Raw genomic sequence first — 21,249 nt, 5'->3', positions numbered from 1 at the left:
GGTTTTCCCATGAGCATTTCCAGCCGGCCCGGACAGCGGGCCAATGATTCTTTGCGTCCGGTGCGCATCACCCGTGGCTACACCATGCACGCCGAAGGCTCGGTGCTGATCGAGTTCGGCCACACCAAGGTGCTGTGCACCGCGTCGGTGGAGGAAAAGGTGCCGCCGCACAAGAAGGGCAGCGGCGAAGGCTGGGTGACGGCCGAGTACGGCATGCTGCCGCGCGCCACCCACACCCGCAGCAGTCGCGAGGCTGCCAAGGGCAAGCAGAGCGGGCGCACGCAGGAGATCCAGCGCCTGATCGGCCGCTCGCTGCGCGCGGTGTTCGACCTCAAGGCACTGGGCGAGCGCACGATCTCGCTGGACTGCGACGTGCTGCAGGCCGACGGCGGCACGCGCACGGCCAGCATCACCGGTGCCTTTGTGGCCGCGCAGGACGCGGTGAACAAGCTGATCGCAGAGGGCAAGCTGGCCGCCTCGCCGATCAAGGACCATGTCGCCGCGATCTCGGTCGGCATTCTGGACGGCCAAGCGCTGCTGGACCTGGAGTACGTCGAAGACTCGGCCTGCGACACCGACATGAACGTAGTGATGACCGGTGCCGGCCATTACGTGGAGGTGCAGGGCACGGCCGAGGGCGCAGCCTTCACCCGCAGGGAAATGGACGCGCTGCTGGCGTTGGCCGACAAGGGCATCGGCGAGCTGATCGTGGCGCAGAAGAAGTCGCTCGGCGAATGAGACTGGTCCTCGCCTCCAACAACAAGGGCAAGCTGGCCGAGCTGCAGGCCCTGTTCGCGCCGCTGGGCGTGGAGCTGGTGCGCCAGGCCGATCTGGGTATTCCCGAGGCGCCCGAGCCCCACAGGACCTTCATCGAGAACGCACTGGCCAAGGCGCGCCACGCATCGCAGGTCAGTGGCCTGCCGGCGCTGGCCGACGATGCCGGCCTGTGCGTGGAGGCCTTCGGCGGCCTGCCCGGCGTCGACACGGCGTTTTACGCCACGCAGTTTGGCTACGAGAAGGGCGACGACAACAATGTGCGCGCGCTGCTGGAGCAGATGGATGGCATCACCGACCGCCGCGCCGCGCTGGTGAGCACGCTGGTGGCGTTGCGCAGTGCCGACGATCCGGAACCGCTGGTGGCCACGGGCCGTGCGGCGGGGCTGATCACGCAGGAACGCATCGGCGACCAGGGCTTTGGCTTCGATCCCGTGCTGCTGCTGCCCCCGTTCGGCAAGACCTTTGCCCAGCTGCCCGCCGAGGTGAAAAACGCCAACAGCCACCGTGGCAAGGCGGCCCAACAGATGCTCGCCCTCATGCGCGAGCGCTGGTTCACGCAGCCATGAGCGAGTCCCCGCACTGGAGCGACATCCGCCACTGGATGCGCCCCGGTACCCTGCAGCTGCAGGGCCTGCCGCCGCTGTCGCTCTACATTCACCTGCCGTGGTGTTTGAAGAAGTGCCCGTACTGCGACTTCAACTCCCACGAATGGAGCGCGACCTCGGCGCCGGGGCAGCCGTTGCCCGAGCAACCGTATCTGGACGCGCTGCGCGCCGACCTGCAGGCCGCGCTGCCGCTGATCTGGGGGCGCCCCATCCACACTGTGTTCATCGGTGGTGGCACGCCCAGTCTGTTCTCGCCCGAGGCCATCGACCGCCTGCTGGGCGACGTGCGGGCGCTGACGCGCCTGGACGCCGACGCCGAGATCACGCTCGAAGCCAACCCTGGCACGTTCGAGAAGGACCGCTTCACGGCCTTCCGGCAGGCCGGCGTGACGCGGCTGTCGATTGGTGTGCAGAGCTTCCACAACGAACACCTCAAGGCGCTGGGCCGGGTGCACGACCGGGCGCAGGCGCTGGCGGCGGTGGAGGAAGCAGCGGGCGCGTTCGACACCTTCAACCTGGACATCATGTACGCGCTGCCGGGCCAGACGCTGGCGCAGTGCGAGGACGACATCCGCACCGCGCTCGGCTTCAACCCGCCGCACATCTCGATCTACCACCTGACCATCGAACCCAACACGGTGTTCGCCAAGTTCCCGCCGGTGGTGCCCGAGGACGACGACGCCTACGCGATGCTCGACCGCATCACCGAGCTGACCGGTGAGGCCGGTCTGGAGCGCTACGAGGTCTCGGCCTATGCGCGGCGTGGCCACCGTTGCCGGCACAACCAGAACTACTGGCAGTTCGGCGACTACCTGGGCATCGGCGCTGGCGCCCATAGCAAGCTGAGTTTTGCGCACCGCGTGGTGCGCCAGGTGCGGGCGCGCGAGCCGCGTCTGTACATGGACAAGGCGCTGGCGGGCGACGCGGTGGTGGGCGTGGAGGAGGTTGCGCGGCGCGACCTGCCGTTCGAGTACATGCTCAATGCGCTGCGGCTGCGCGAGGGCTTCAGCCTGACGGACTTCAGCGCACGCACCGGTCTGCCGCTGTCCGCCATCGATGGCGCGCTGCGCGATGGGCTGGCCAAGGGCTGGCTGGCGCAGGACGGCGTGTGGGTGGCACCCACCATACGCGGCTTCGATTTCCTGAGCGACCTGCAGTCGCTGTTCCTGCCCGGCTGACTCCGGTTGAGTCAGGCTGTGGCGGGTTCGACGGCCGGGACGGTCGACGGGGCGCGCCGCAGCCGCATGCGGGCCGTGGTGCCCGCGCCCAGTTCGCTGGCCAGTTCGATGGTCCCGCCATGGATCTCGACGATTTCCTTGACCAGGTTCAGTCCCAGCCCGGTGCCAGGGATGTTGCCGGAGGTGTCGGCGCGGTAGAAGCGCTCGAAGGCGCGGGCCAGTTGTGCGGGGGTCATGCCGATGCCCTGGTCGCGCACCTCGATCACCACGGCTTCTTCGCCCTCGCGCCCATCCAGCTGAACCTGCAGCGACACCTCACCACCGGCGGGCGAGTACTTGAACGCGTTGCTCAGCAGGTTCGTCAGCGCCTGTTCGATCTTGCTGGCATCGGCCATCACATGCACCTCCGGGAGCGGGTCCACCGTGATCTGTCGCCCCAGCTCCTGATGCCCGATGCCATCGAGCGCGGCGTTCACGATGGCCGCCAGCGGCGTGGGGACGATGTGGAAGTCCTTGCCCTGGCGCGCCTCGATGCGCGAGAGGTCCAGCAGTTCCTGGATCAGGCTGTTCAGCAGGGTGCCCTGCCGGTGCACGGTTTGCAGCAGGTCCTTCTGTTTTTCTTCGCTGTACTTGCGATGGATCATCAGCTCGGTGAAACCCAGGATGCTGGCCAGTGGTGTGCGCAGCTCGTGCGCCGCCGTGGCAAGAAACTCGCTCTTCATGCGGTCGACCTCGAACTGGTGCGTCACGTCCCGGAAGTACACGAAGGTTTCGCCGCTGCCGCCGAGGTGACGCCGCACCTCGCGCTCCAGCACCTTGCGCGAGGGCCGCGCCAGCACCAGGGTGTGCCGCGAGCCGTTGCCGGCATCGCTGGCCACCGGCCCATAGCGCTCGGGGTCTTCGCACAGCTGTCGCATCCAGTCGTCGAAGCTGGACAGGGGCATCCAGGAAGACACCTCGCCCACCATGGCGCGCAACGCTGGGTTGCTGGTGATGAGCTCGCCCCGGGCATCGAACACGGCGAACCCGTCGGGGCTGAGGTCGAACGTGGCGTTCAGCCGCGCGGTGCGCTCGATCAGCCGCTGCTTGACCTCGACCTGGGCGGTGACGTCCTCGATCACGTTGATGTAGTGCGTGATCTCGCCTTTGCCGTCTCGCACGGGAGACACCGAGAGCTTGTTGTGGAACACGCTGCCGTCCTTGCGGTAGTTGCGCAGCGTGACCTTCATCTCGGCCCCGTTCTGCACCGTTCGTGCGAGCAGGGCGAGATCGTCCGGGTCGGTCAGCGGCCCTTCCAGCAGGCTGGCGTCCCGCCCAAGCACCTCGTGCGGCGCGTAGCCGGTGATTCGGGTGTACGCCGGGTTGATGTGCACGATGGGCTGCGGGTAGCGGCGGGCGTCGCTGACCGAGATGCCGTTGGGGGTGCAGTCGAGCACGCGACCGTACAGCGTCAGGTACTCCTCGGCCAGCTTCATGTCGGTGAGGTCGCGCACGATGCAGGTGTAGCGGATCTCCGGGTCGCCCGAGATTTCGCCCAGCAGTACCTCCACCGGGAACGAGGTGCCGCCGTGGCGCACGGCCTCCATCTCGACCCGGCCGATGCGGCTCTGCGTGCTGTGGATGAGCATGCCGTCGGCCATGGTCTGGCGCAGCCGGTCGGCGTCCATGCCCGGCAGCACCTCGGCCAGCGGACGCCCGATCAGGTCCTTCTCGTCCGATCCGAACATGCGCTCGGCGGCCGGGTTCGCGCCGACGATCTGCCCGTCGGAGCCGATGCCGACGATGGCGTCGGCGGCGGTGTCCAGCACCGCCTTCATGCGCGTGAGGCGCTGGCGGGTTTCGGCCATCCGGCGGGCCAGCTCCTGCGAAGACCAGTTCAGCGCGCGGCCGAGTTCGCGCACCTCCTGGCTGCCCCAGCGCAGCTGCAAGGTGTCGCCGGGCGACTCGGCCATGGTGCTGGCGTAGGCCGCCAGGGCGCGGATGGGCTGGACCGTGCGCCGCAGGAAAAGGGCGAAAGCGGCCAGCGCCAGCAGCCCGAGGATGAGGATACCGGTCGAGGTGATCACCCAGTTCTTGCGCGCGGCGGCCATGCGGGCCGCGAAGCTGAACTCCACCTCGACCCAGCCTTCGCGGACGAACTGCGGATAGTCCACCGGCTGACCCTCGCCGCCGCGGTTGGCGGTCAGCAGGCTGGCCACCGCGTGCAGGCGCTCCCCGGACAGTGCATGTCCACGTGCCGGTGCCGGCAGGGCCAGACCACTTCGGGACCGAATGGATACGATGTCGCCGCCCGCGCGCTGCTCCACCCGCATGGCCTCGTACCCGCCCGGCCGCATCACACGAACCGCCTGCACGCCGGGCAGGGCCACGACCTCCTGCAAGGCCTCGTCCAGGGCGCCGAAATCGTTGTCCGCCAGCGGCACGCTCGCGGCGTGTGCGGCCATCCTGGCCAGCGCCTGCGCCCACTGGATGCTCTCCCGTTCGGTCTGTTGCTGGACACTGGACAGCGACAGCGGCACCGTGATGGCCATGGCGGCCATGCACAGGCCGATGGCGATGCTCATCAGCTGTGTGCGCAGCGAGCGCATGGCCACCCATTGGCGGAACAGTTCGGGCATCGATTTCATCGGAAATCCGACGATCACCGTTGCGGGAGTCAGACCGTGCGACCCAACATGTCGTCCACAAGGTCGAGCAGCTTGAGCGGGCTGAACGCCTTGGTCAGGTAGGCATCGCTGCCGGCCTTGCGACCCTGTTCCTGGTCCTCCGCCTGGGCGCGCGCGGTCAGCAGGATGACCTTGGTCTGGCCTTTGAGCATCGGGTCGTTCTTGACCTTGGTGCAGACCTGGTAGCCGTCGAGTTCGCCGGGCATCATCACGTCCAGCAGCATCAGGTCGGGCCGGATGTCCTGGGCCAGACGCCAGCCGTCGCCGCCGTTGTCGGCCTCGTGGATTTCGGCGTCGTCCAGGTGCTGCAACGTGAGCCGGATCAGTTTGCGGATGTCGGGCTGGTCGTCGACGATGAGGATGCGGGCGGTCATGCGGGGCTCCTTCGGCGGGTGCGGGCCATCAGTTTCGACAGGTCTTCGGCGTAGATCTGGGCCTGCAGCATGTCGAGGTGGTGTGTGTTGCGCATCGGTGCGCCGGTGGGCAGTTCCAGCATCACCTGGAGCCCGTCGGCGTTGTCCTGCTCGATGCGAAGGCGGCCGCCGTGCAGCTGCAGGATGCGCTGGGTCAGGGGTAGGCCGATGAGCAGGGCGTCGGTGTCGCCGCCTTCTGCGCCCTTCGGGTCGGCCACAGGGCGGAAGACGGCCGCGGCGTGTCGCGACAGCGCGGCGGCCGAAAACACGCCCAGGTGGTGGATGCTCATCAGCAGGTGGTTGCCGGACGGCCGGAAGCCGATGCCGATGGCCACCGACTCCCTGCTCTGAACCCCCTGACGGGCCTGGGTCACCGCGTTGTGCAGGCACTCATACAGCGCCCGGCGCATCAGTCGCCGGCTGCCGTAGACCGGCGGCAGATCGTTGTGGTCGCCTTCGATCACGAAGGACACGCCCTGCTGGTCGGTCAGCGGCGTCAGTTCCTGCGCAATGCTGCGCACCAGCTCGGGCAGCAGCATCCGGTCTTCACCGATGAGCACGTCCTCTCCGAACACGTTGACCAGGTCGACCATGCGTTCCAGCCGCTCCTGCAGGTCGCGGACCGACTGCGCCAGCACCGGGTTCGATGAGGGTTCGAGCAGGCCCGTGACCTGCTGGATGGGGGGTAGCAGCTCTGCCTTTAGCAATTCCATGATCTGCTGCAGCGACAGGCGCTGCTCGGATTCGGTCTCCGGACCGGGAGCGGGCTTGAGCGGGTCCACCTCGGCCACAGCGACCGAGACCGGCACCAGACCAGCCACGGGCCGGGGGGCGCTGCGGCAGAGCAGCCGCGCGATGCCGTCGTCGGACATCGCCTCCACCCGCAGTTCCAGGCTGGCCCGCGCGCGGCCGCCGGCCACGTCCCGCACCAAGGCCTTGACGTCGGGGTCGCTGCCCAGCAGCAGGTGGGGGCGGCAGCGCATCGCCTTGGCCGCCTGGTTGGTGAACACCACCTGCCCTTCGGGGTTGAAGAGCAGCAACGGACTGGCCACGAAGTCCAGCAGGATCAGCAGCGGGTTGTTGGCGGCAGGAGTGGATGTGGCGTTCATGGCGAGTCCGAAGCTCCGGGAGCTGTGACTCCCGGGCATCCTCTTCAGACTGGCTATCGGCCGGGCGGCGGCAAAGTTGAGCGGTAGCGCTGGCAGAACTCGGTGGACCGGAAGTCGTGCAGGAACAGTGCGGCACCCTCCATCGGCAGGGTGAACAGGGGCGGGGAGGTGGTCTGGAGCGCTTCCAGAAACGCCCGGTTGTTGGCAACGATCTGGTTGGTGGCCAGCACCCAGGTGCGGCCCGAGGCGGGGTCCTGGCAGATCCGCCGCACCGTGGCACGGATGTTGTGGACCTCGTTGGCGGTGGGCTGGTAGACGAAGCTGGGCATGTCGCCCAGCCCCGTCCGCGGGGCGTAGAAGCTGTAGGCGGGGTAGGTCCAGCTGCTGAGCATGGCGTGGTCACCGGGCTGGCGGTGGTCGGCGATGTACTGCAAGGCGCCCCGAATGTCCTGGTAGTTGTGAGGGTGCCGGACGTAGTGCAGGCTCAGGCGCAGTGGCATCCACGAGACGCCAGCGGCCAGTCCCGCGGCCAGCCAGGGGGCTGCCCGCTGCAGGGGCAGCTCGTGCAGTTGCTGTACCAGCGCCGCCAGAGCGAGGAACACGAACGGCACCAGAAACAGGATCAGGCGGGCGCGGAACGGGTACAGGTGCAAAGAGGAAGCCCCCAGCACCGCCATCAGGGTGATGGCTCCCATGGCAGCGGCCCGCACCCGCTGGAACGCCAGTGCCACGCAGCCCAGCAGGGTGAGCGCCAGCAGGGCGTACACGGGGCCGCTGAACCAGCCGGGCAGCACCTCGCGGAACGCTGTGCCCATCTGCAGGAAGCCCAGGTACACCAGGCCCAGGGCCGCTTCCCGGTACCAGTGGAGGTCGGCCAGCGTGGCGGGTGGGATGGGGGCGAAACTGGTGGCCCAGAAGCCGGCGAGGTAGGCGTTCTGCGGCACTCCCCGGAGGGCCAGGAGGTAGTCGGCCAAGAAGCTGGCCAGCCAGACCAGGCCAACGAGATTCACCGAAAGCCAGGCTGCCCGTTCCCGCCGCCGGGCCATCTCCAGCCAGAGCGCGAGCCCGCTGCCGGCGAGCACGAAGTCGATGGGGTGGGAGAACCAGATGCCCACCGCACCCACCAGCGCGAGCCACAGCGCATCGCGCCGATGCTGTTCGGGCCTGAACCGCAGTGTCAGCCAAAGGATGAGCAGGGTGCAGAGCACGTCGCCCTGGTACTGCTTGAATTCGGTGCTGTAGTACACCAGCACTGGCGAGACGGCTACCAGCCCCACCAGGGTGGCGCGGGCTGCGAAGGACACAAAGCCCAGCCGGGCCACGGCCACCGCCAGCGGCAATGTGGCCAGGCCGCTGAGCAGGGACACCAGGCGCAGCGTCCATTCGTGGGAGCCCAGGAGGACGGTGACCAGCTTCACCAGCAGCAGGTAGCCGATCGGGGCCGCCTGGTTGTTGGCCAGTGGCTCAAATATCAGCTGTGCGAAGCCGTGATCGACAAACGCCGTGGCGAGCAGGGTTTCGTCGTGCCAGAACGAGCGGTTGACGACGAACTGCTGCAGCCGGAACAGTGCACCGGTGGCGACGATCAGCCAGAGCCACAGGGCGTTCGAACGCAGCAGGTCCCGCGCGGCGGGCAAGCGGTGTGTGGTCGCTGGAACTGTGGTGGCCATGGGTCCCCCGATTCGTCTGGTGTCGGGGCCGACGTCCGTCGCGCCAGCGGCGGCGGCGTGCTCCGCAGAGGCGGCACTATACGCACGAGAACTTAAGAGATCCTTGATTTTCTTAAGGAAAATCTGAATCCGGGGCGGCAGGCCGCGCCGCGCACTTCACGACCAACTCGGGGTGGCAAACCGCTCCACCAGAAAGTCCAACAGCGCGCGCACCGCGGGCGACAGGTGCTTGCGCGAAGGGTAGAGCGCGTGGATCGCCATATCCGGCGGCTGCCAGTCGGGCAGCACCGCCTGCAGGCGGCCATCGGCCAGGTGCGGGTTGGCCAGGTAGGTCGGTTGCAGCGCGACGCCGCCGCCCGCGAGCGCTGCTTGCAGCAAGGCGGTGGCTTCGTTGGCGCTGAGCTGGCTGCGCACCTGGATCTGACAACGCTCATCGCCGCGGCGCAGGAGCCAGGTGCTTTTGCCGAAGTTCGCAAAGCTCAGGCACCGGTGGTTTTCCAGGTCGGCCGGCTCCCTGGGCACGCCGTGCTCGGCCAGGTAGTCCGGGGACGCCACCAGCACCGAGGCGCAGGGTGCCAGCACCCGGCCGATCAGGCTCGGGTCGGGCTCGGCGCTGATGCGGATGGCCAGGTCGATGCGCGCCTCCACCAGGTTGAGCGCACCCTCGCTGGCGTTGAGGTCGATCTTGAGCTGGGGGTGGCTTTTGAGGAAATCGGCCAGCGCGGCCGCCAGCTGCGCGTAGGCGAAGGAGATGCTGCAGGTCACCCGCAGCTGACCGCGCAGGGCGGTGCCGTGGCGGCTGGTCTCCTGCTCCACATCCTCCATCAGCGCCAGCATCTGCTGGCTGCGGCGCAGGCAGCTTTCGCCCGCGTCGGTGAGCGTGACGCTGCGCGTGGTGCGCTGCAGAAGCCGGGCGCCCAGCCACTGCTCCAGCGCGCCGACGTAGCGCGTGACCATGGCGCGTGACATCTCCAACTGGTCGGCTGTGGCGCTGAAGCTGCCACTCTCGGCCACGGCCACGAACACCCGCATGGCGGTCAGTCGGTCCATGATTTGATCGATTGGTGAAACAGATATGGGCAAATTATGCGGTTTATATGTTCGTTTATTGAAACTACAGTCCGCTTCGGCACTGAAGAGTGTCACCGTCCCACACCCTCTCAGGAGCCTTTCATGATCCGCACCACCCTCGTCGCCGCCTCGCTGGCCATCGCCTTCACCACCGCCCAGGCGGCACAACCGCTGAGCGTCAAGGTCTACAACGCCGGCGGCAACAGCTTCAACGTCAACTCGACCCTGGTCTATGGCGAGAAGGAGGCCATGGTGATCGACGCCGGCTTCACCCGCGCCGACGCGCTGCGCATCGCTGCCAACGTGCTCGACAGCGGCAAGCAGCTCACCACCATCTACGTGAGCCAGGCCGACCCGGACTACTACTTCGGCGTCGAAACCCTCAAGGAGATCTTTCCCCAGGCCGACGTGGTGACCACGCCCGCGGTGCTGGAAAAGCTGAGCGCCAAGATGGCCGGCAAGGTGTCGTTCTGGGGCCCGAAGATGGGCGCCAACGCGCCGCGCAAGCCGGTGGTGCCGCGTGCGCTGGAAGGCAACAGCCTGAAGCTGGAAGGCCAGGTCATCGAGATCCGTGGCACGCAAGGCCCGCTGGCCCACCGCCCCTACGCCTGGATTCCGTCGATCCAGGCGGTGGTGGGCAACATTGGTGTCTTTGGCAGCATGCACGTCTGGACCGCCGACACGCAAAGCGCCGCCGAGCGCGCCGCCTGGGTGGCCCAGCTGGATGAGATGGCTGCGCTCAAGCCCGTGCTGGTGGTGCCCGGCCACATGAAGGCTGGCACGGCGGTGGACGCCAGCGCCATCACCTTCACCAGGGACTACCTGCAGACCTTCGAGAAGCACCTGGCCGCCAGCAAGGGCAGCGCCGAACTGATCGACGCGATGAAGAAGGCCTACCCGCAGCTGACCGACGGCGCCTTGTCGCTGGACATTGGCGCCAAGGTCAACAAGGGCGAGATGAAGTGGTGAGGATCTGAAGCATGCGCACCACCGTCACCTACCTGTTCGACCCGCTGTGCGGCTGGTGCTACGGCGCCTCGCCGGTGATCGGGGCGCTTGCGCAACACCGCGACATCCAGCTGGCGCTGGCTCCGACCGGCCTGTTTGCTGGCAGCGGACAGCGCATGGACGCGTCCTTTGCCGCGTTCGCCTGGGCCAATGACCAGCGCATCGCCAGCCTGACAGGGCAGCGCTTCACCGAGGCCTACCGCCAGAACGTGCTGGGGCGGCACGACGGCGCATTCGATTCGTCGGCCATGACATTGGCGCTCACAGCGGTCGCCGAGTCCGAGCCGGTGCGCGAGCTCGAGGTGCTCAGGGCGCTGCAGGAAGCACGCTACGTGGATGGCCTGGACACCGGCAGCGCCCAGGTGGTTGAAACAGTGTTGCGCCGGATGGGGCTGGAAGGTGTCGCCGACCAGGTGGCCGAGCCGGATCTCGCGCTGCGGGAGCGCAACGCGTCGCGGCTTCAGCACGCCCGGCGGCTGATGCGGTCGCTGGGCGCGCAAGGGGTTCCGGGGCTGGTGGTGCACGGCGCCACGGGCCAGCGCCTGCTGGGCGGCAACGCGTTGTATGGCGACGTCGAACAGCTGCTGCGGCAGATCCAGACGGATTGACGGGCGCCCGACCGCACAATGCCCCTTGAAAGGATTCCATGATGAACACCCTTCAAGACGTTCTGCTGCACTTGCGCGCCGGTCGCTGGACCGAGGCACACAACCTCGTCCAGCACGATAGCTCGCCCCTGGGCGCCTGGCTGCACGGCATCGTGCACATCGTGGAGGGAGATCTGGAGGACGCCGAGTACTGGTACGGCCAGGCCGGACGCCATTTCCGCAGCCGCGGCGCGCTGGACGAGGAGCTGGCGCGCTTCGAGGCGGCGCTGTTGCAGAACGGGGCAGCGCCCGCTTCAACACCGGGCCATGCCGGGGCCGTGGAGCGGTGACACGTGCCGCCGCCAGTGGTGGGTAGGGGGGTGGGTAGAAAGCAGAAACGGGCCGCGAGGGCCCGTTTTGCTTGGTGTCCTGGCGGAGACGGTGAGATTCGAACTCACGGACCCTTGCGGGTCGGCGGTTTTCAAGACCGCTGGATTAAACCACTCTCCCACGTCTCCGGGGTGGGCGGCATTGTAGCTGCCGGCGTGCTCAGGTCGAGGCGCTGGCCGGGGTCAGCATGCCGCGCTGCTCGATGAAGCGCACCACGTCCTGCACGCCGTCCAGGGTCTTGAGGTTGGTCATCACCCAGGGCTTGCGCGCGGTGTCCGGCCGCATGCGCGCGGTGTCCTGCTTCATCACCTCCAGGTCAGCCCCGACGTGGGGTGCCAGATCGGTCTTGTTGATGACGAAGAGGTCGCTTTTGGTGATGCCAGGACCGCCCTTGCGCGGGATCTTCTCGCCAGCGGCGACGTCGATCACATAGATCGTGAGGTCGCTCAGTTCGGGGCTGAAGGTGGCAGCGAGGTTGTCGCCGCCGGATTCCACGAACACGATGTCGGCGTTCGGGAACTCCCCCAGCATGCGGTCGATGGCCTCGAGGTTGATCGAGCAGTCTTCGCGGATGGCGGTGTGCGGGCAGCCGCCGGTTTCCACACCCATGATGCGTTCGGCCGGCAGCGCGCCACTGACGGTGAGCAGACGCTGGTCTTCCTTGGTGTAGATGTCGTTGGTGATGGCGACCAGGTCATAGCGCTCGCGCATGGTCTTGCACAGCATTTCAAGCAGCGTGGTCTTGCCGGAGCCAACCGGGCCGCCGATGCCCACGCGCAGTGGAGGCAGGGTCTTGGTGCGGTTCGGGATGTGGTGCAGGGCGGTCATCGTGTGCGTCGTCAGGATCGGAACAGGCGGGAGTACTGGGTTTCGTGGCGGGCGCTGAGGATGGCGAGCAGGGGCGTGAAGGCCTGGCGGTCGTCGTCGCCCAGCGACATCGCGTGGGCCACGGCTTCGGGGATGTCGGCCACCAGGCGCGCCAGCATGCGCTGGCCCGCGCTCTGGCCCAGCGGCACCGACTTGATGGCCGCCTGCACCATGTTCTCGGCCCAGCCGAAGGCGAAGCCGGCCAGGCTGTCGGCCAGGGCGGCGCCCGAAGCTGCGGCGGCGCAGGCCATGGCGACCGGGTAGGCGGGTGGCTGCAGGTCGGCGGCCTGCAGGCGCTGCAGCACATCGCCTCCGAGCGCACCGAGCGACTGCGCCCAGGCCTGCAGCGAGCGGCCCATCTGTTCGGTCTGCAGGCGGAACTCCTGCGTCTCGCGGGTGCTGAGCACCCATTCATTGAGCGCGCGGATGCGGGCCAGGTCATCGGCCCGCCAGGCGGGAATGGCCTGTGCCACCACCGCCAGGTCGCTGCGAGCGAGCGAGAGCTGCAACTGGTCGGTGAGCCAGCCGGCGGCGCTGGCCTCGTCGTGCACCAGCCCGGCGTCCACCGCCGCTTCCAGGCCTTCGGAATACGAGAAGCCGCCGACCGGCAGGGCCGGCGAGGCGAGCCAGAGCGTGTGCAGCAGGCCCGCCGCCACGCTGGCCGGTGCGTCAGCCGTGGTCGTGGGCATGCGCGGGGTGGTGGCCGTGACCATGGTCGTGTCCATGGTGATCGTGGCCATGGCTGTGGCCGTGGTCACCGCCCTGGTGGTGGCTGTGTCCATGGCCCGCTGCGTAGGCGCCGCCCTCGGGCTCGAAGGGTTCGCGCACTTCGGCCACGTTCAGGTGCATGGCGCGCAGCATGTCTGCCAGCACGTGGTCGGGCTCGATCTTCAGGTGGTCGGGCCGCAGCTCGATGGGCACATGGCGGTTGCCCAGGTGGTAGGCCGCGCGCATCAGGTCGAAGGCCGGGTCGTGGTCGTGACCGTGATGGTGATCGGTGCAGGCGGTGACCTTGAGCACCGGCTGCGGCGCCGCGATCACGCGCAGCAGCGAGCCATCTTGCGTGATCAGCACGTCACCGCCGCGCACCACGGTGCCGCGGGGCAGGAACACGCCGACACGGCGACCGTCCGAAGACTCGGCGTCGAAGCGGCTTTTCTGGCGCACATCCCAGTCCAGCGTGACGGTGGCGGCGCGGCGCACCAGCACCGCTGCCAGCCCCTGGCCCTGGGGGACGAGTTTGGAGACTTGAAGCATGGAACTTCCCTGTTTTGCTATCAAAACAGGAAGTATCGCTGCGCCATCGGAAGTTTGCTGGCGGGCTCGCAGGTCAGCAGCACGCCGTCGGCGCGCACGGTGTAGCGCTGCGGGTCGATCTCCATTACCGGCAGGTAGCTGTTGTGCACCATGCTGGCCTTGGTGACGCCACGGCAGCCCTGCACCGCCACGGTGGTCTTGGCCAGACCGTAGCGCTGCGCGACACCCGCTGCCTGCGCGGCCTGCGACACGAAGCTCAGGCTGCCTCTGGCGAGCGCGCTGCCCAGGGCGCCGAACTGCGGGCGGTAGTGCACCGGCTGCGGTGTGGGGATGGAGGCGTTTGGGTCGCCCATGGCGGCCAGGGCGATGCTGCCGCCCTTGAGCACCAGCGCCGGCTTGACGCCGAAGAAGGCGGGCTTCCAGATCACCAGGTCGGCCCACTTGCCGACTTCGAGCGAACCGACGATGTGCGACATGCCGTGCGCGATGGCCGGGTTGATGGTGTATTTGGCGATGTAGCGCTTGACGCGGAAGTTGTCGTTGCGGCTGCTGTCTTCGGGCAGCGTGCCGCGCTGGCTTTTCATCTTGTCGGCCGTCTGCCAGGTGCGGATCACCACCTCGCCCACGCGGCCCATGGCCTGGCTGTCGCTGCTCATGATGCTGATGGCGCCCATGTCGTGCAGCATGTCTTCGGCCGCGATGGTCTCGCGGCGGATGCGGCTCTCCGCAAAAGCCAGGTCCTCGGGGATGGAAGCGTCCAGGTGGTGGCAGACCATCAGCATGTCGACGTGTTCGTCGAGCGTGTTGACGGTGTAGGGCATGGTCGGATTGGTGGACGAGGGCAGGAAGTTGGCCTCGCCGACCACGCGGATGATGTCGGGCGCATGGCCGCCACCGGCGCCTTCGGTGTGGAAGGCGCAGAGCGTGCGGCCCTTGGTCGCGGCAATGGTGTCTTCCACGAAGCCCGATTCGTTGAGCGTGTCGGAGTGGATGGCGACCTGGGTGTCGGTTTCCTCGGCCACGTCCAGGCAGTTGCTGATGGCGCTGGGCGTGGTGCCCCAGTCTTCGTGCAGCTTCAGGCCGATCACGCCGGCGTCGATCTGTTCGCGCAGCGGCGCGGGCTGGCTGGCGTTGCCCTTGCCCAGGAAACCGATGTTCATGGGCAGGCCATCGGCCGCCTGCAGCATGCGCTCGATGTGCCAGGGGCCGGGCGTGCAGGTGGTGGCGAAGGTGCCGGTGGCCGGACCGGTGCCGCCGCCGAGCATGGTGGTCACGCCCGAGGCCAGCGCCTCGTCGATTTGCTGCGGGCAGATGAAGTGGATGTGGCTGTCGATGCCGCCGGCGGTGACGATGTTCCCCTCACAGCTGATGATCTCGGTGCCGGCACCGATCACGATGTCCACACCGGGTTGCGTGTCGGGGTTGCCGGCTTTGCCAATCGCCACGATGCGCCCGTCCTTCAGCCCGATGTCGGCCTTGACGATGCCCCAGTGGTCGACGATGAGCGCGTTGGTGAGCACCGTGTCCACGGCGCCTTCGGCACGCGTGCGCTGCGATTGCGCCATGCCGTCGCGGATGGTCTTGCCGCCGCCGAATTTCACTTCCTCACCGTAGCCGCCAGCAGCCAGGGTGAAGTCTTTTTCCACCTCGATCAGCAGACCGGTGTCTGCCAGGCGGACGCGGTCGCCGACGGTGGGGCCGAACATGTCGGCATAGGCGCGTTTGGGAATGCTGGCCATGGTCAGAGTTTTCCTTGGGTCAGGCCGCGAAAGCCGTACACGACGCGCTCGCCCGCGAAATCCACCAGCTCCACCGTGCGCTGCTGGCCGGGCTCGAAGCGCACGGCGGTGCCGCTGGCGATGTTCAGTCGCTTGCCTTGCGCGGCGGCGCGGTCGAACGAGAGTGCCGCATTGGTCTCGGCAAAGTGATAGTGCGAGCCGACCTGCACCGGCCGGTTGGCGGTGTTCTGCACCACCAGGGTCAGCGCGGCGCGGCCGGGGTTGAGGGCGTGTTCGCCGTCGTCGATCAGGTATTCGCCGGGAGTCATGGCGCGCTGCTCACAGTTGGGCGAACAGGTACAGGCCGGCGCCGCCGAGTGCAGCGCCCAGACCACCGAGGGCCACACCCCGGCGTTCGCTGAACAGGCGCCGGATGGCCAGGCCCACACCCAGGCCGCCAATGTGCAGGGCGGCGGTGGTCAGCAGAAATCCGGCGGCGTAGCCGGCAAAGCCGGTGTCAGGCGTTTCCGATCCGTGCGCGAGACCGTGCAGGGCAGACGCCATGGCGATCAGCCCCAGGCCCACGGCCGGCAGCAGAGGGCGGGTGGCGATGGCCAGCATCAGCCCGAACAGCACCACCGACAGCGCGACGCCATGCTCCAGATAGGGCAGGGAGGCGCCCATCATGCCGGCGAAGGCGCTGACCACCAGCGCCAGCAGGAAAGTGGCGGGGCCTTGCCAGGCTTTGCCCGCCGGCAGGGCCGACACCGACCACACACCCACGGCCACCATGGCCAGCAGGTGGTCCAGGCCGAAGGGATGGACCAGGCCTTCCATCAGGCTGTTGGTGCCGTGGCCGGTGTGGGCCTGTGCGGCGAGGGCGGTGGTGGCCAGTGCGGCGGTGAACAGGTATTTGGGGAGCCGTTTCATGGGTGCCTCTGCAGTGAATTCAGGGAATCGGAGTGTGAACGGTGACCAGCTTGGTACCGTCCGGGAAGGTGGCTTCGACCTGGATGTCGGGAATCATCTCGGGCACGCCCTCCATCACGTCCTCGCGCGTGAGCACGGTGCGGCCCTCGCTCATGAGCTGGGCCACGGTCTTGCCGTCGCGGGCGCCTTCCATCACCGCGGCGCTGATCAGGGCGACGGCTTCGGGGTAGTTGAGCTTGAGACCGCGGGCCTTGCGCCGCTCGGCCAGCAGGGCGGCGGTGAAGATCAGCAGCTTGTCTTTTTCGCGCGGAGTGAGTTCCATGGGAGGGAATGAGCAAGGCGTGTGCCGGGATGGTGGACCAGTATGCCGCCGGGCGCCGAGTTGCGTATCCGGCATCCGGCGTATGGCACGAAAGGTGCGAAAACCACAGTGTGAACACCCCTTCTGACCCCGCCACCGATCCGCTGGCCGGGCGACCCGAGCCGGTGCAGCGCATCATCAAGGTGCGCCGCGACTACAACAGCTGGGTCGGCCGCGAGACCATGGAGGACTACGCGCTGCGCTTTACGCCGCAGCGCTTTCGCCAGTGGAGCGAGTGGCGCGTGGCGAACACGGCGTTTGGCGCGGCCTCGTTCCTGATCCTGGAAGCGGTGGGCGCCACGCTGCTGGTGCAGTATGGCTTCGTCAACGCCTTCTGGGCCATCCTCGCCACCGGCCTGATCATCTTCCTGGCCGGCCTGCCGATCAGCGTCTACGCCGCGCGCTACGGCGTCGACATGGACCTGCTCACGCGCGGTGCGGGCTTCGGCTACATCGGCTCGACCATCACCTCGCTGATCTACGCCTCGTTCACCTTCATCTTCTTCGCCCTCGAAGCCGCGGTGATGGCCTATGCGCTGGACCTGGCGCTGGACATTCCACCGGCCTGGGGCTACCTGATCTGCGCGCTGGTGGTGATTCCGCTCGTGACCTACGGCGTGTCCATCATCAGCCGCTTCCAGGTCTGGACTCAGCCGCTGTGGCTGGTGATGATGGTCGTGCCCTTCGTGGCGGTCTGGACGCTCGATCCGGGTGCGTTTTCCAATGTGGTGCATTACGGTGGCGAAAGTGGTGCGGGCAGGGTATTTGATTGGCACCTATTTGGTGCGGCTCTGACCGTGGGCATCGCGCTCATCACGCAGATGGGCGAGCAGGCGGACTACCTGCGCTTCATGCCCGCGCGGCAGCCCGGCAAGGCTGCCCGCTGGTGGGCCGGTGTGCTGGCTGGCGGGCCGGGCTGGGTGGTGCTGGGCGTGCTCAAGATGCTGGGCGGTGCGCTGCTGGCGTATCTCGCGATCAGCCACATGGTGCCGACCGAGCGCGCGGTCGACCCGAACCAGATGTACCTGGCGGCCTACGAATACGTGTTCCCGAACTACGGCTGGGCGGTGGCGGCCACGGCACTGTTCGTGGTGATCTCTCAGCTCAAGATCAACGTCACCAACGCCTACGCCGGCTCGCTGGCCTGGAGCAACTTCTTCTCGCGTCTGACGCACAGCCACCCCGGCCGTGTGGTCTGGGTGGTGTTCAACACGCTGATCGCCTTCATGCTGATGGAGATGGAGGTGTTCCGCGCGCTGGGCGAGGTGCTCGGGCTCTACAGCAACATCGCCATCGCCTGGATCATGGCGGTGGTGGCCGACCTGGTCATCAACAAGCCCCTGGGCTGGAGCCCGAAGGGCATCGAGTTCAAGCGCGCCCATCTCTACGACATCAACCCGGTGGGCGTTGGCGCCATGGGACTGGCCTCGGTGCTGTCGATCGCGGCGCACATGGGCCTGATGGGCGCGGGCGCACAGGCCTTCTCGGCGGTGATCGCGATGGTGACGGCGCTGGTGACGGCGCCTTTCATTGCGTGGGCGACAAAGGGGCGCTATTACCTGGCACGCCAAGAAGAGACTGGCACTTACCAGCGCTTGTCCGTTCAACGGTGCTCGATTTGTGAACGTGATTACGAAGGCCCCGACATGGCCCACTGCCCCGCCTACCAGGGGCCGATCTGCTCGCTGTGCTGCACGCTGGACGCGCGCTGCGGCGACCTGTGCAAGCCGCACGCGCGGCTGTCGGTGCAGTGGCAGTCGGCGCTGCGCACGGTGCTGCCGCAGCGCGTCTGGCCCTATCTGGAGGCGGGTCTGGCCCACTACCTGCTGATCATGCTGGTGATAGCGCCGGTGCTGGCGGCGGTGCTGGGGTTGCTGTACCGGCAGCAGGTCGAAGGTCTGGGCCAGGGGGTTGCGGCGGTGGGCGACGTCGGCCTGCTGGACGCCGCGCTGCGCTCGGGCTTCCTGCGCGTCTACGCGGTGCTGCTGCTGATCGCGGCCACGGTGGCCTGGTGGCTGGTGCTGGCGCACAAGAGCCGCGAGGTGGCGCAGGAAGAGTCCAACCGGCAGACGCGGCTGCTGATGCAGGAGATCGAATCGCACCGCCGCACCGACGAGCAGCTGCAGCGCGCGCGCGAGATCGCCGACCAGGCCAACCAGGCCAAGAGCCGCTACATCAGCACCATCAGCCACGAGCTGCGCACGCCGCTCAACAGCATCCTGGGCTACGCGCAGCTGCTGCAGGAAGACCGCGAACTCGCGCCGCACCGCGCGCAGGCAATCCGCGTGATCCACCGCGGCGGCGAGCACCTGCTCTCGCTGATCGAGGGCACGCTGGACATCGCGCGCATCGAGTCGGGCAAGCTCAAGCTCGATGTCAAACCCATGGCCTTCGCCGACACGGTGCGCGAGGTGGCGAGCATGTTCGAGCTGCAGGCGGCGGCCAAGGGCCTGCGCTTCGTGTTCGAGCCGGGGCCCCGCCTGCCCGAGGCGGTGCGCGCCGACGAGAAGCGGCTGCGCCAGATCCTGATCAACCTGCTGGGCAACGCGGTGAAGTTCACGCGCGCGGGCGAGGTGCGGCTGACGGTGTCCCACGCGCGCGAGATGGCGGTGTTCGAGGTCAGCGACACCGGTCCTGGCATGACCACCGCCGAACTGGACCGCGTGTTCGAGCCCTTCGCGCGCGGCCAGCAGGCCGAGGGCGGTTCCGCGGCGGCGGGCGGCGGCACCGGTCTGGGTCTGACGATCGCCAAGATGCTGACCGACCTGATGGGCGGCGAGATGACCGTGCGCAGCGCGCCGGGCCAGGGCACGGTGTTCAGCGTGCGCCTGTTCCTGCCGGCGCTGCACGGCGCGGTCACGCGTCCGGCCGCGGTGGCGGCGCCGGTGACGGGCTACGAAGGCCCGCGCCGGCGCGTGCTGGTGGTGGACAACGAAGAGAGCGACCGCGAGCTGATCGCGCGCTGGCTGCAGCCGCTGGGCTTCGAGGTGCTGATGGCCACCAGTGGCCACGACGCGCTGGCCCTCCTCGACGGCGTGGCGCCAGGCAGCGAGCGGGCACCGCATGCGATCTTCATGGACCTGGCCATGCCCGGGATCGACGGCTGGGAGACGCTGCGCCGGCTGCGCGCCGCGGGCTGGTCGGCGGTGCCCATGGCCGTGGTATCGGCCAACGCCTTCGACAAGGGTCTTCAGGCCGACGCCGCCGACGGTCGCCCGGCCGACCAGGCCTTCTTCGTCAAACCGGTGCGGCGCGACGACCTCACGGGCTGGCTGCAGCAGCAGCTGGGCCTGCGCTGGGTGCACGCGCCGGTGGCTGCCGACGCCGTCACGCCCGCAGCGACCACACCGGCCGCAGTGGCGCCGCCACCCGCCGCACACGACTTCTCGCCCCTGCTGGAACTGGTGCGCCTGGGCTATGCCAAGGGTGTGATGCGCTGGCTCGACGACTGGGTGGCCGACCATCCGGACCAGGCGGCGTTCGCCGATGCGTTGCGCGCCCTGGCGCGCGAGTTCCGCTTCGAGGCCATCGAACAGCGCCTGCTGCCGCTGGGCGCGGGCCGACCTTCCACCGACCGCACCGCATGATGATCCGTTCGCCTGACCACCCCACCGCCGACACCCCGCTGGCCGCCGAACCCGGCGCGGTGGTGCTGATCGTCGACGACGTGCCCGACAACGTGGCGCCGCTGCACGACGCGCTGGACGACGCGGGCTACACGGTGCTGGTGGCGCTCGACGGCGAGGCCGCGATCCGCCGCGCGCGCCAGGCCCTGCCCGACGTGGTGCTGCTGGACGCGGTGATGCCGGGCCTCGATGGCTTCGAGGTCGCGCGCCAGCTCAAGGCCGACCCTTCGACGGCGCACATCCCCATCCTGTTCATGACCGGCCTGACCGAGACCGAGCACCTGGTGGCCGCGCTGGAGGCCGGCGGCGTCGACTACGTGACCAAACCGATCAAGCCGCGCGAGGTGATGGCGCGCATGGGCGTGCACCTGCGCCAGTCGCGCCAGTCGCGCCAGGGCGCGCTCGAACGCAGCCAGGCGCGCAACGCGCTCGACGCCTTCGGCTACGCCACCATCACCGTGCGCGCGCGCGACGGCCGCCTGATGTGGCAGACGCCGCTGGCGCGCGACCTGCTGCAGCGCTACTTCGGCACCGAAGCACCGGTCACACCCTCGCCGGTGTTGCAATGGCTGGAGCGCCTGCTGCCCGAGTTCGCGGAGCCACCCGCGCCAGGCCAGCCGGTGCGCGAGCCGCCGCGCCTGACCATCGACCACGGGCCGCGCCGCCTGAGCTTCCGGTTGCACCAGCAGATCGGCGACGAAGACGAGGCCCAGGGCGAACCCGGCGACTGGCTGATCGTGATGCAGGAGACCTCGGACGCGGCCGTGCTCGAAGCGCTGGCGCAGGCCTTCGGCCTGACGGCGCGCGAGGCCGAGGTGCTGTACTGGGTGGTCAAGGGAAAGATCAACCGCGACATCGGCGACATCCTCGGCTCCAGCCCGGCGACGGTGAAGAAGCATCTGGAGCGCATTCACGCCAAGCTGGGTGTGGAGACGCGCACTGCGGCGGCGGCGATGGCGATCAACCGCGTGCCCTTGCTCCAGCCGCGCGGGGGCTAGGCGACATCGGGCCTGCTC

Annotated in this window: 20 protein-coding genes and 1 tRNA gene; 8 read left to right on the top strand and 13 right to left on the bottom strand. The window is 68.3% G+C overall.

Translation table 11 applies throughout. From position 1 onward, the window contains the following. Positions 1–9 precede the first annotated feature (9 nt). The 3 genes from rph to hemW are packed head-to-tail and all read left to right on the top strand — an operon-like array spanning position 10 to position 2,560. The gene (gene rph, locus ACFOPI_RS11220; RefSeq protein WP_382173862.1) at positions 10–738 is read left to right on the top strand and encodes a ribonuclease PH; all 729 of its coding nucleotides are present in this window, start codon (positions 10–12) and stop codon (positions 736–738) included. Beyond that, complete coding sequence (gene rdgB, locus ACFOPI_RS11215) at positions 735–1,343, top strand: RdgB/HAM1 family non-canonical purine NTP pyrophosphatase (protein ID WP_382173861.1); 609 nt, start codon at positions 735–737, stop codon at positions 1,341–1,343. The genes rph and rdgB overlap by 4 nt, the downstream gene beginning before the upstream one ends. Beyond that, positions 1,340–2,560: a radical SAM family heme chaperone HemW gene (gene hemW, locus ACFOPI_RS11210; protein ID WP_382173859.1), complete on the top strand. Its 1,221-nt coding sequence runs from the start codon at positions 1,340–1,342 to the stop codon at positions 2,558–2,560. The genes rdgB and hemW overlap by 4 nt, the downstream gene beginning before the upstream one ends. 11 nt (positions 2,561–2,571) lie before the next feature. Here hemW and ACFOPI_RS11205 read toward each other — a convergent pair whose 3' ends face one another. The 5 genes from ACFOPI_RS11205 to ACFOPI_RS11185 all read right to left on the bottom strand — a co-directional run bounded on the left by ACFOPI_RS11205 (position 2,572) and on the right by ACFOPI_RS11185 (position 9,468). Continuing rightward, positions 2,572–5,187, bottom strand: coding sequence for a sensor histidine kinase (locus ACFOPI_RS11205; protein ID WP_382173858.1), 2,616 nt, complete (start codon positions 5,185–5,187; stop codon positions 2,572–2,574). Positions 5,188–5,216: 29 nt separating this feature from the next. Continuing rightward, a complete protein-coding gene (locus tag ACFOPI_RS11200) occupies positions 5,217–5,600 on the bottom strand; it encodes a response regulator (RefSeq protein ID WP_382173856.1) in 384 nt (127 codons plus the stop codon). Continuing rightward, positions 5,597–6,748 carry a sensor histidine kinase gene (locus ACFOPI_RS11195; protein WP_382173854.1) on the bottom strand — a complete coding sequence of 384 codons (1,152 nt, stop codon included), beginning with the start codon at positions 6,746–6,748 and terminating at the stop codon, positions 5,597–5,599. The genes ACFOPI_RS11200 and ACFOPI_RS11195 overlap by 4 nt, the downstream gene beginning before the upstream one ends. 53 nt (positions 6,749–6,801) lie before the next feature. After that, complete coding sequence (locus ACFOPI_RS11190; protein WP_382173852.1) at positions 6,802–8,418, bottom strand: glycosyltransferase family 39 protein; 1,617 nt, start codon at positions 8,416–8,418, stop codon at positions 6,802–6,804. A 156-nt stretch (positions 8,419–8,574) separates the two neighbouring features. Then, on the bottom strand, positions 8,575–9,468 hold the full coding sequence (locus ACFOPI_RS11185) for a LysR family transcriptional regulator (RefSeq protein ID WP_382173850.1): 894 nt from the start codon (positions 9,466–9,468) through the stop codon (positions 8,575–8,577). Between the two features lie 123 nt (positions 9,469–9,591). Here ACFOPI_RS11185 and ACFOPI_RS11180 point away from each other — a divergent pair, with 123 nt between their 5' ends. From ACFOPI_RS11180 to ACFOPI_RS11170, 3 genes are read left to right on the top strand one after another with little or no spacing between them, the layout of a single operon-like run. After that, a complete protein-coding gene (locus ACFOPI_RS11180) occupies positions 9,592–10,458 on the top strand; it encodes an MBL fold metallo-hydrolase (RefSeq protein ID WP_382173848.1) in 867 nt (288 codons plus the stop codon). Positions 10,459–10,469: 11 nt separating this feature from the next. Beyond that, the gene (locus ACFOPI_RS11175) at positions 10,470–11,105 is read left to right on the top strand and encodes a DsbA family protein (RefSeq protein ID WP_382173846.1); all 636 of its coding nucleotides are present in this window, start codon (positions 10,470–10,472) and stop codon (positions 11,103–11,105) included. A gap of 41 nt (positions 11,106–11,146) precedes the next feature. Beyond that, positions 11,147–11,434, top strand: coding sequence for a hypothetical protein (locus ACFOPI_RS11170; RefSeq protein ID WP_382173844.1), 288 nt, complete (start codon positions 11,147–11,149; stop codon positions 11,432–11,434). A gap of 80 nt (positions 11,435–11,514) precedes the next feature. Here ACFOPI_RS11170 and ACFOPI_RS11165 read toward each other — a convergent pair. The 8 genes from ACFOPI_RS11165 to ACFOPI_RS11130 form a co-directional block, all read right to left on the bottom strand. Then, positions 11,515–11,602 (bottom strand) — tRNA-Ser (locus ACFOPI_RS11165). Between the two features lie 31 nt (positions 11,603–11,633). After that, a complete protein-coding gene (gene ureG, locus ACFOPI_RS11160) occupies positions 11,634–12,302 on the bottom strand; it encodes an urease accessory protein UreG (RefSeq protein ID WP_382173842.1) in 669 nt (222 codons plus the stop codon). A gap of 11 nt (positions 12,303–12,313) precedes the next feature. Next, the gene (locus tag ACFOPI_RS11155; RefSeq protein ID WP_382173841.1) at positions 12,314–13,081 is read right to left on the bottom strand and encodes an urease accessory protein UreF; all 768 of its coding nucleotides are present in this window, start codon (positions 13,079–13,081) and stop codon (positions 12,314–12,316) included. After that, the gene (gene ureE, locus ACFOPI_RS11150; protein ID WP_382173840.1) at positions 13,011–13,598 is read right to left on the bottom strand and encodes an urease accessory protein UreE; all 588 of its coding nucleotides are present in this window, start codon (positions 13,596–13,598) and stop codon (positions 13,011–13,013) included. Before ureE ends, ACFOPI_RS11155 begins: the two co-directional genes overlap by 71 nt. A gap of 20 nt (positions 13,599–13,618) precedes the next feature. Continuing rightward, positions 13,619–15,337 carry an urease subunit alpha gene (gene ureC / locus ACFOPI_RS11145; protein WP_382173838.1) on the bottom strand — a complete coding sequence of 573 codons (1,719 nt, stop codon included), beginning with the start codon at positions 15,335–15,337 and terminating at the stop codon, positions 13,619–13,621. A gap of 2 nt (positions 15,338–15,339) precedes the next feature. Further along, positions 15,340–15,645, bottom strand: a complete 306-nt coding sequence (locus ACFOPI_RS11140; protein WP_382173836.1) for an urease subunit beta — start codon at positions 15,643–15,645, stop codon at positions 15,340–15,342. 10 nt (positions 15,646–15,655) lie between these two features. Further along, positions 15,656–16,246, bottom strand: coding sequence for a HupE/UreJ family protein (locus tag ACFOPI_RS11135; protein WP_382173835.1), 591 nt, complete (start codon positions 16,244–16,246; stop codon positions 15,656–15,658). A 19-nt stretch (positions 16,247–16,265) separates the two neighbouring features. After that, positions 16,266–16,568, bottom strand: a complete 303-nt coding sequence (locus ACFOPI_RS11130) for an urease subunit gamma (RefSeq protein ID WP_382173833.1) — start codon at positions 16,566–16,568, stop codon at positions 16,266–16,268. A gap of 221 nt (positions 16,569–16,789) precedes the next feature. On the opposite strand from ACFOPI_RS11130, the gene ACFOPI_RS11125 reads away from it, so the two are divergent. Together ACFOPI_RS11125 and ACFOPI_RS11120 are read left to right on the top strand one after the other, a co-directional pair. Beyond that, a complete protein-coding gene (locus ACFOPI_RS11125; protein WP_382174920.1) occupies positions 16,790–20,194 on the top strand; it encodes a hybrid sensor histidine kinase/response regulator in 3,405 nt (1,134 codons plus the stop codon). After that, positions 20,194–21,231: a response regulator transcription factor gene (locus ACFOPI_RS11120; RefSeq protein WP_382173831.1), complete on the top strand. Its 1,038-nt coding sequence runs from the start codon at positions 20,194–20,196 to the stop codon at positions 21,229–21,231. Before ACFOPI_RS11125 ends, ACFOPI_RS11120 begins: the two co-directional genes overlap by 1 nt. The last annotated feature ends 18 nt before the right edge of the window (positions 21,232–21,249 follow it).

This window comes from Hydrogenophaga luteola, assembly GCF_042648585.1.
GTDB lineage: Bacteria > Pseudomonadota > Gammaproteobacteria > Burkholderiales > Burkholderiaceae_C > Hydrogenophaga > Hydrogenophaga luteola.
Note: the sequence above shows the minus strand (reverse complement) of the source record. Positions and strands in the feature narration are given on the sequence as shown.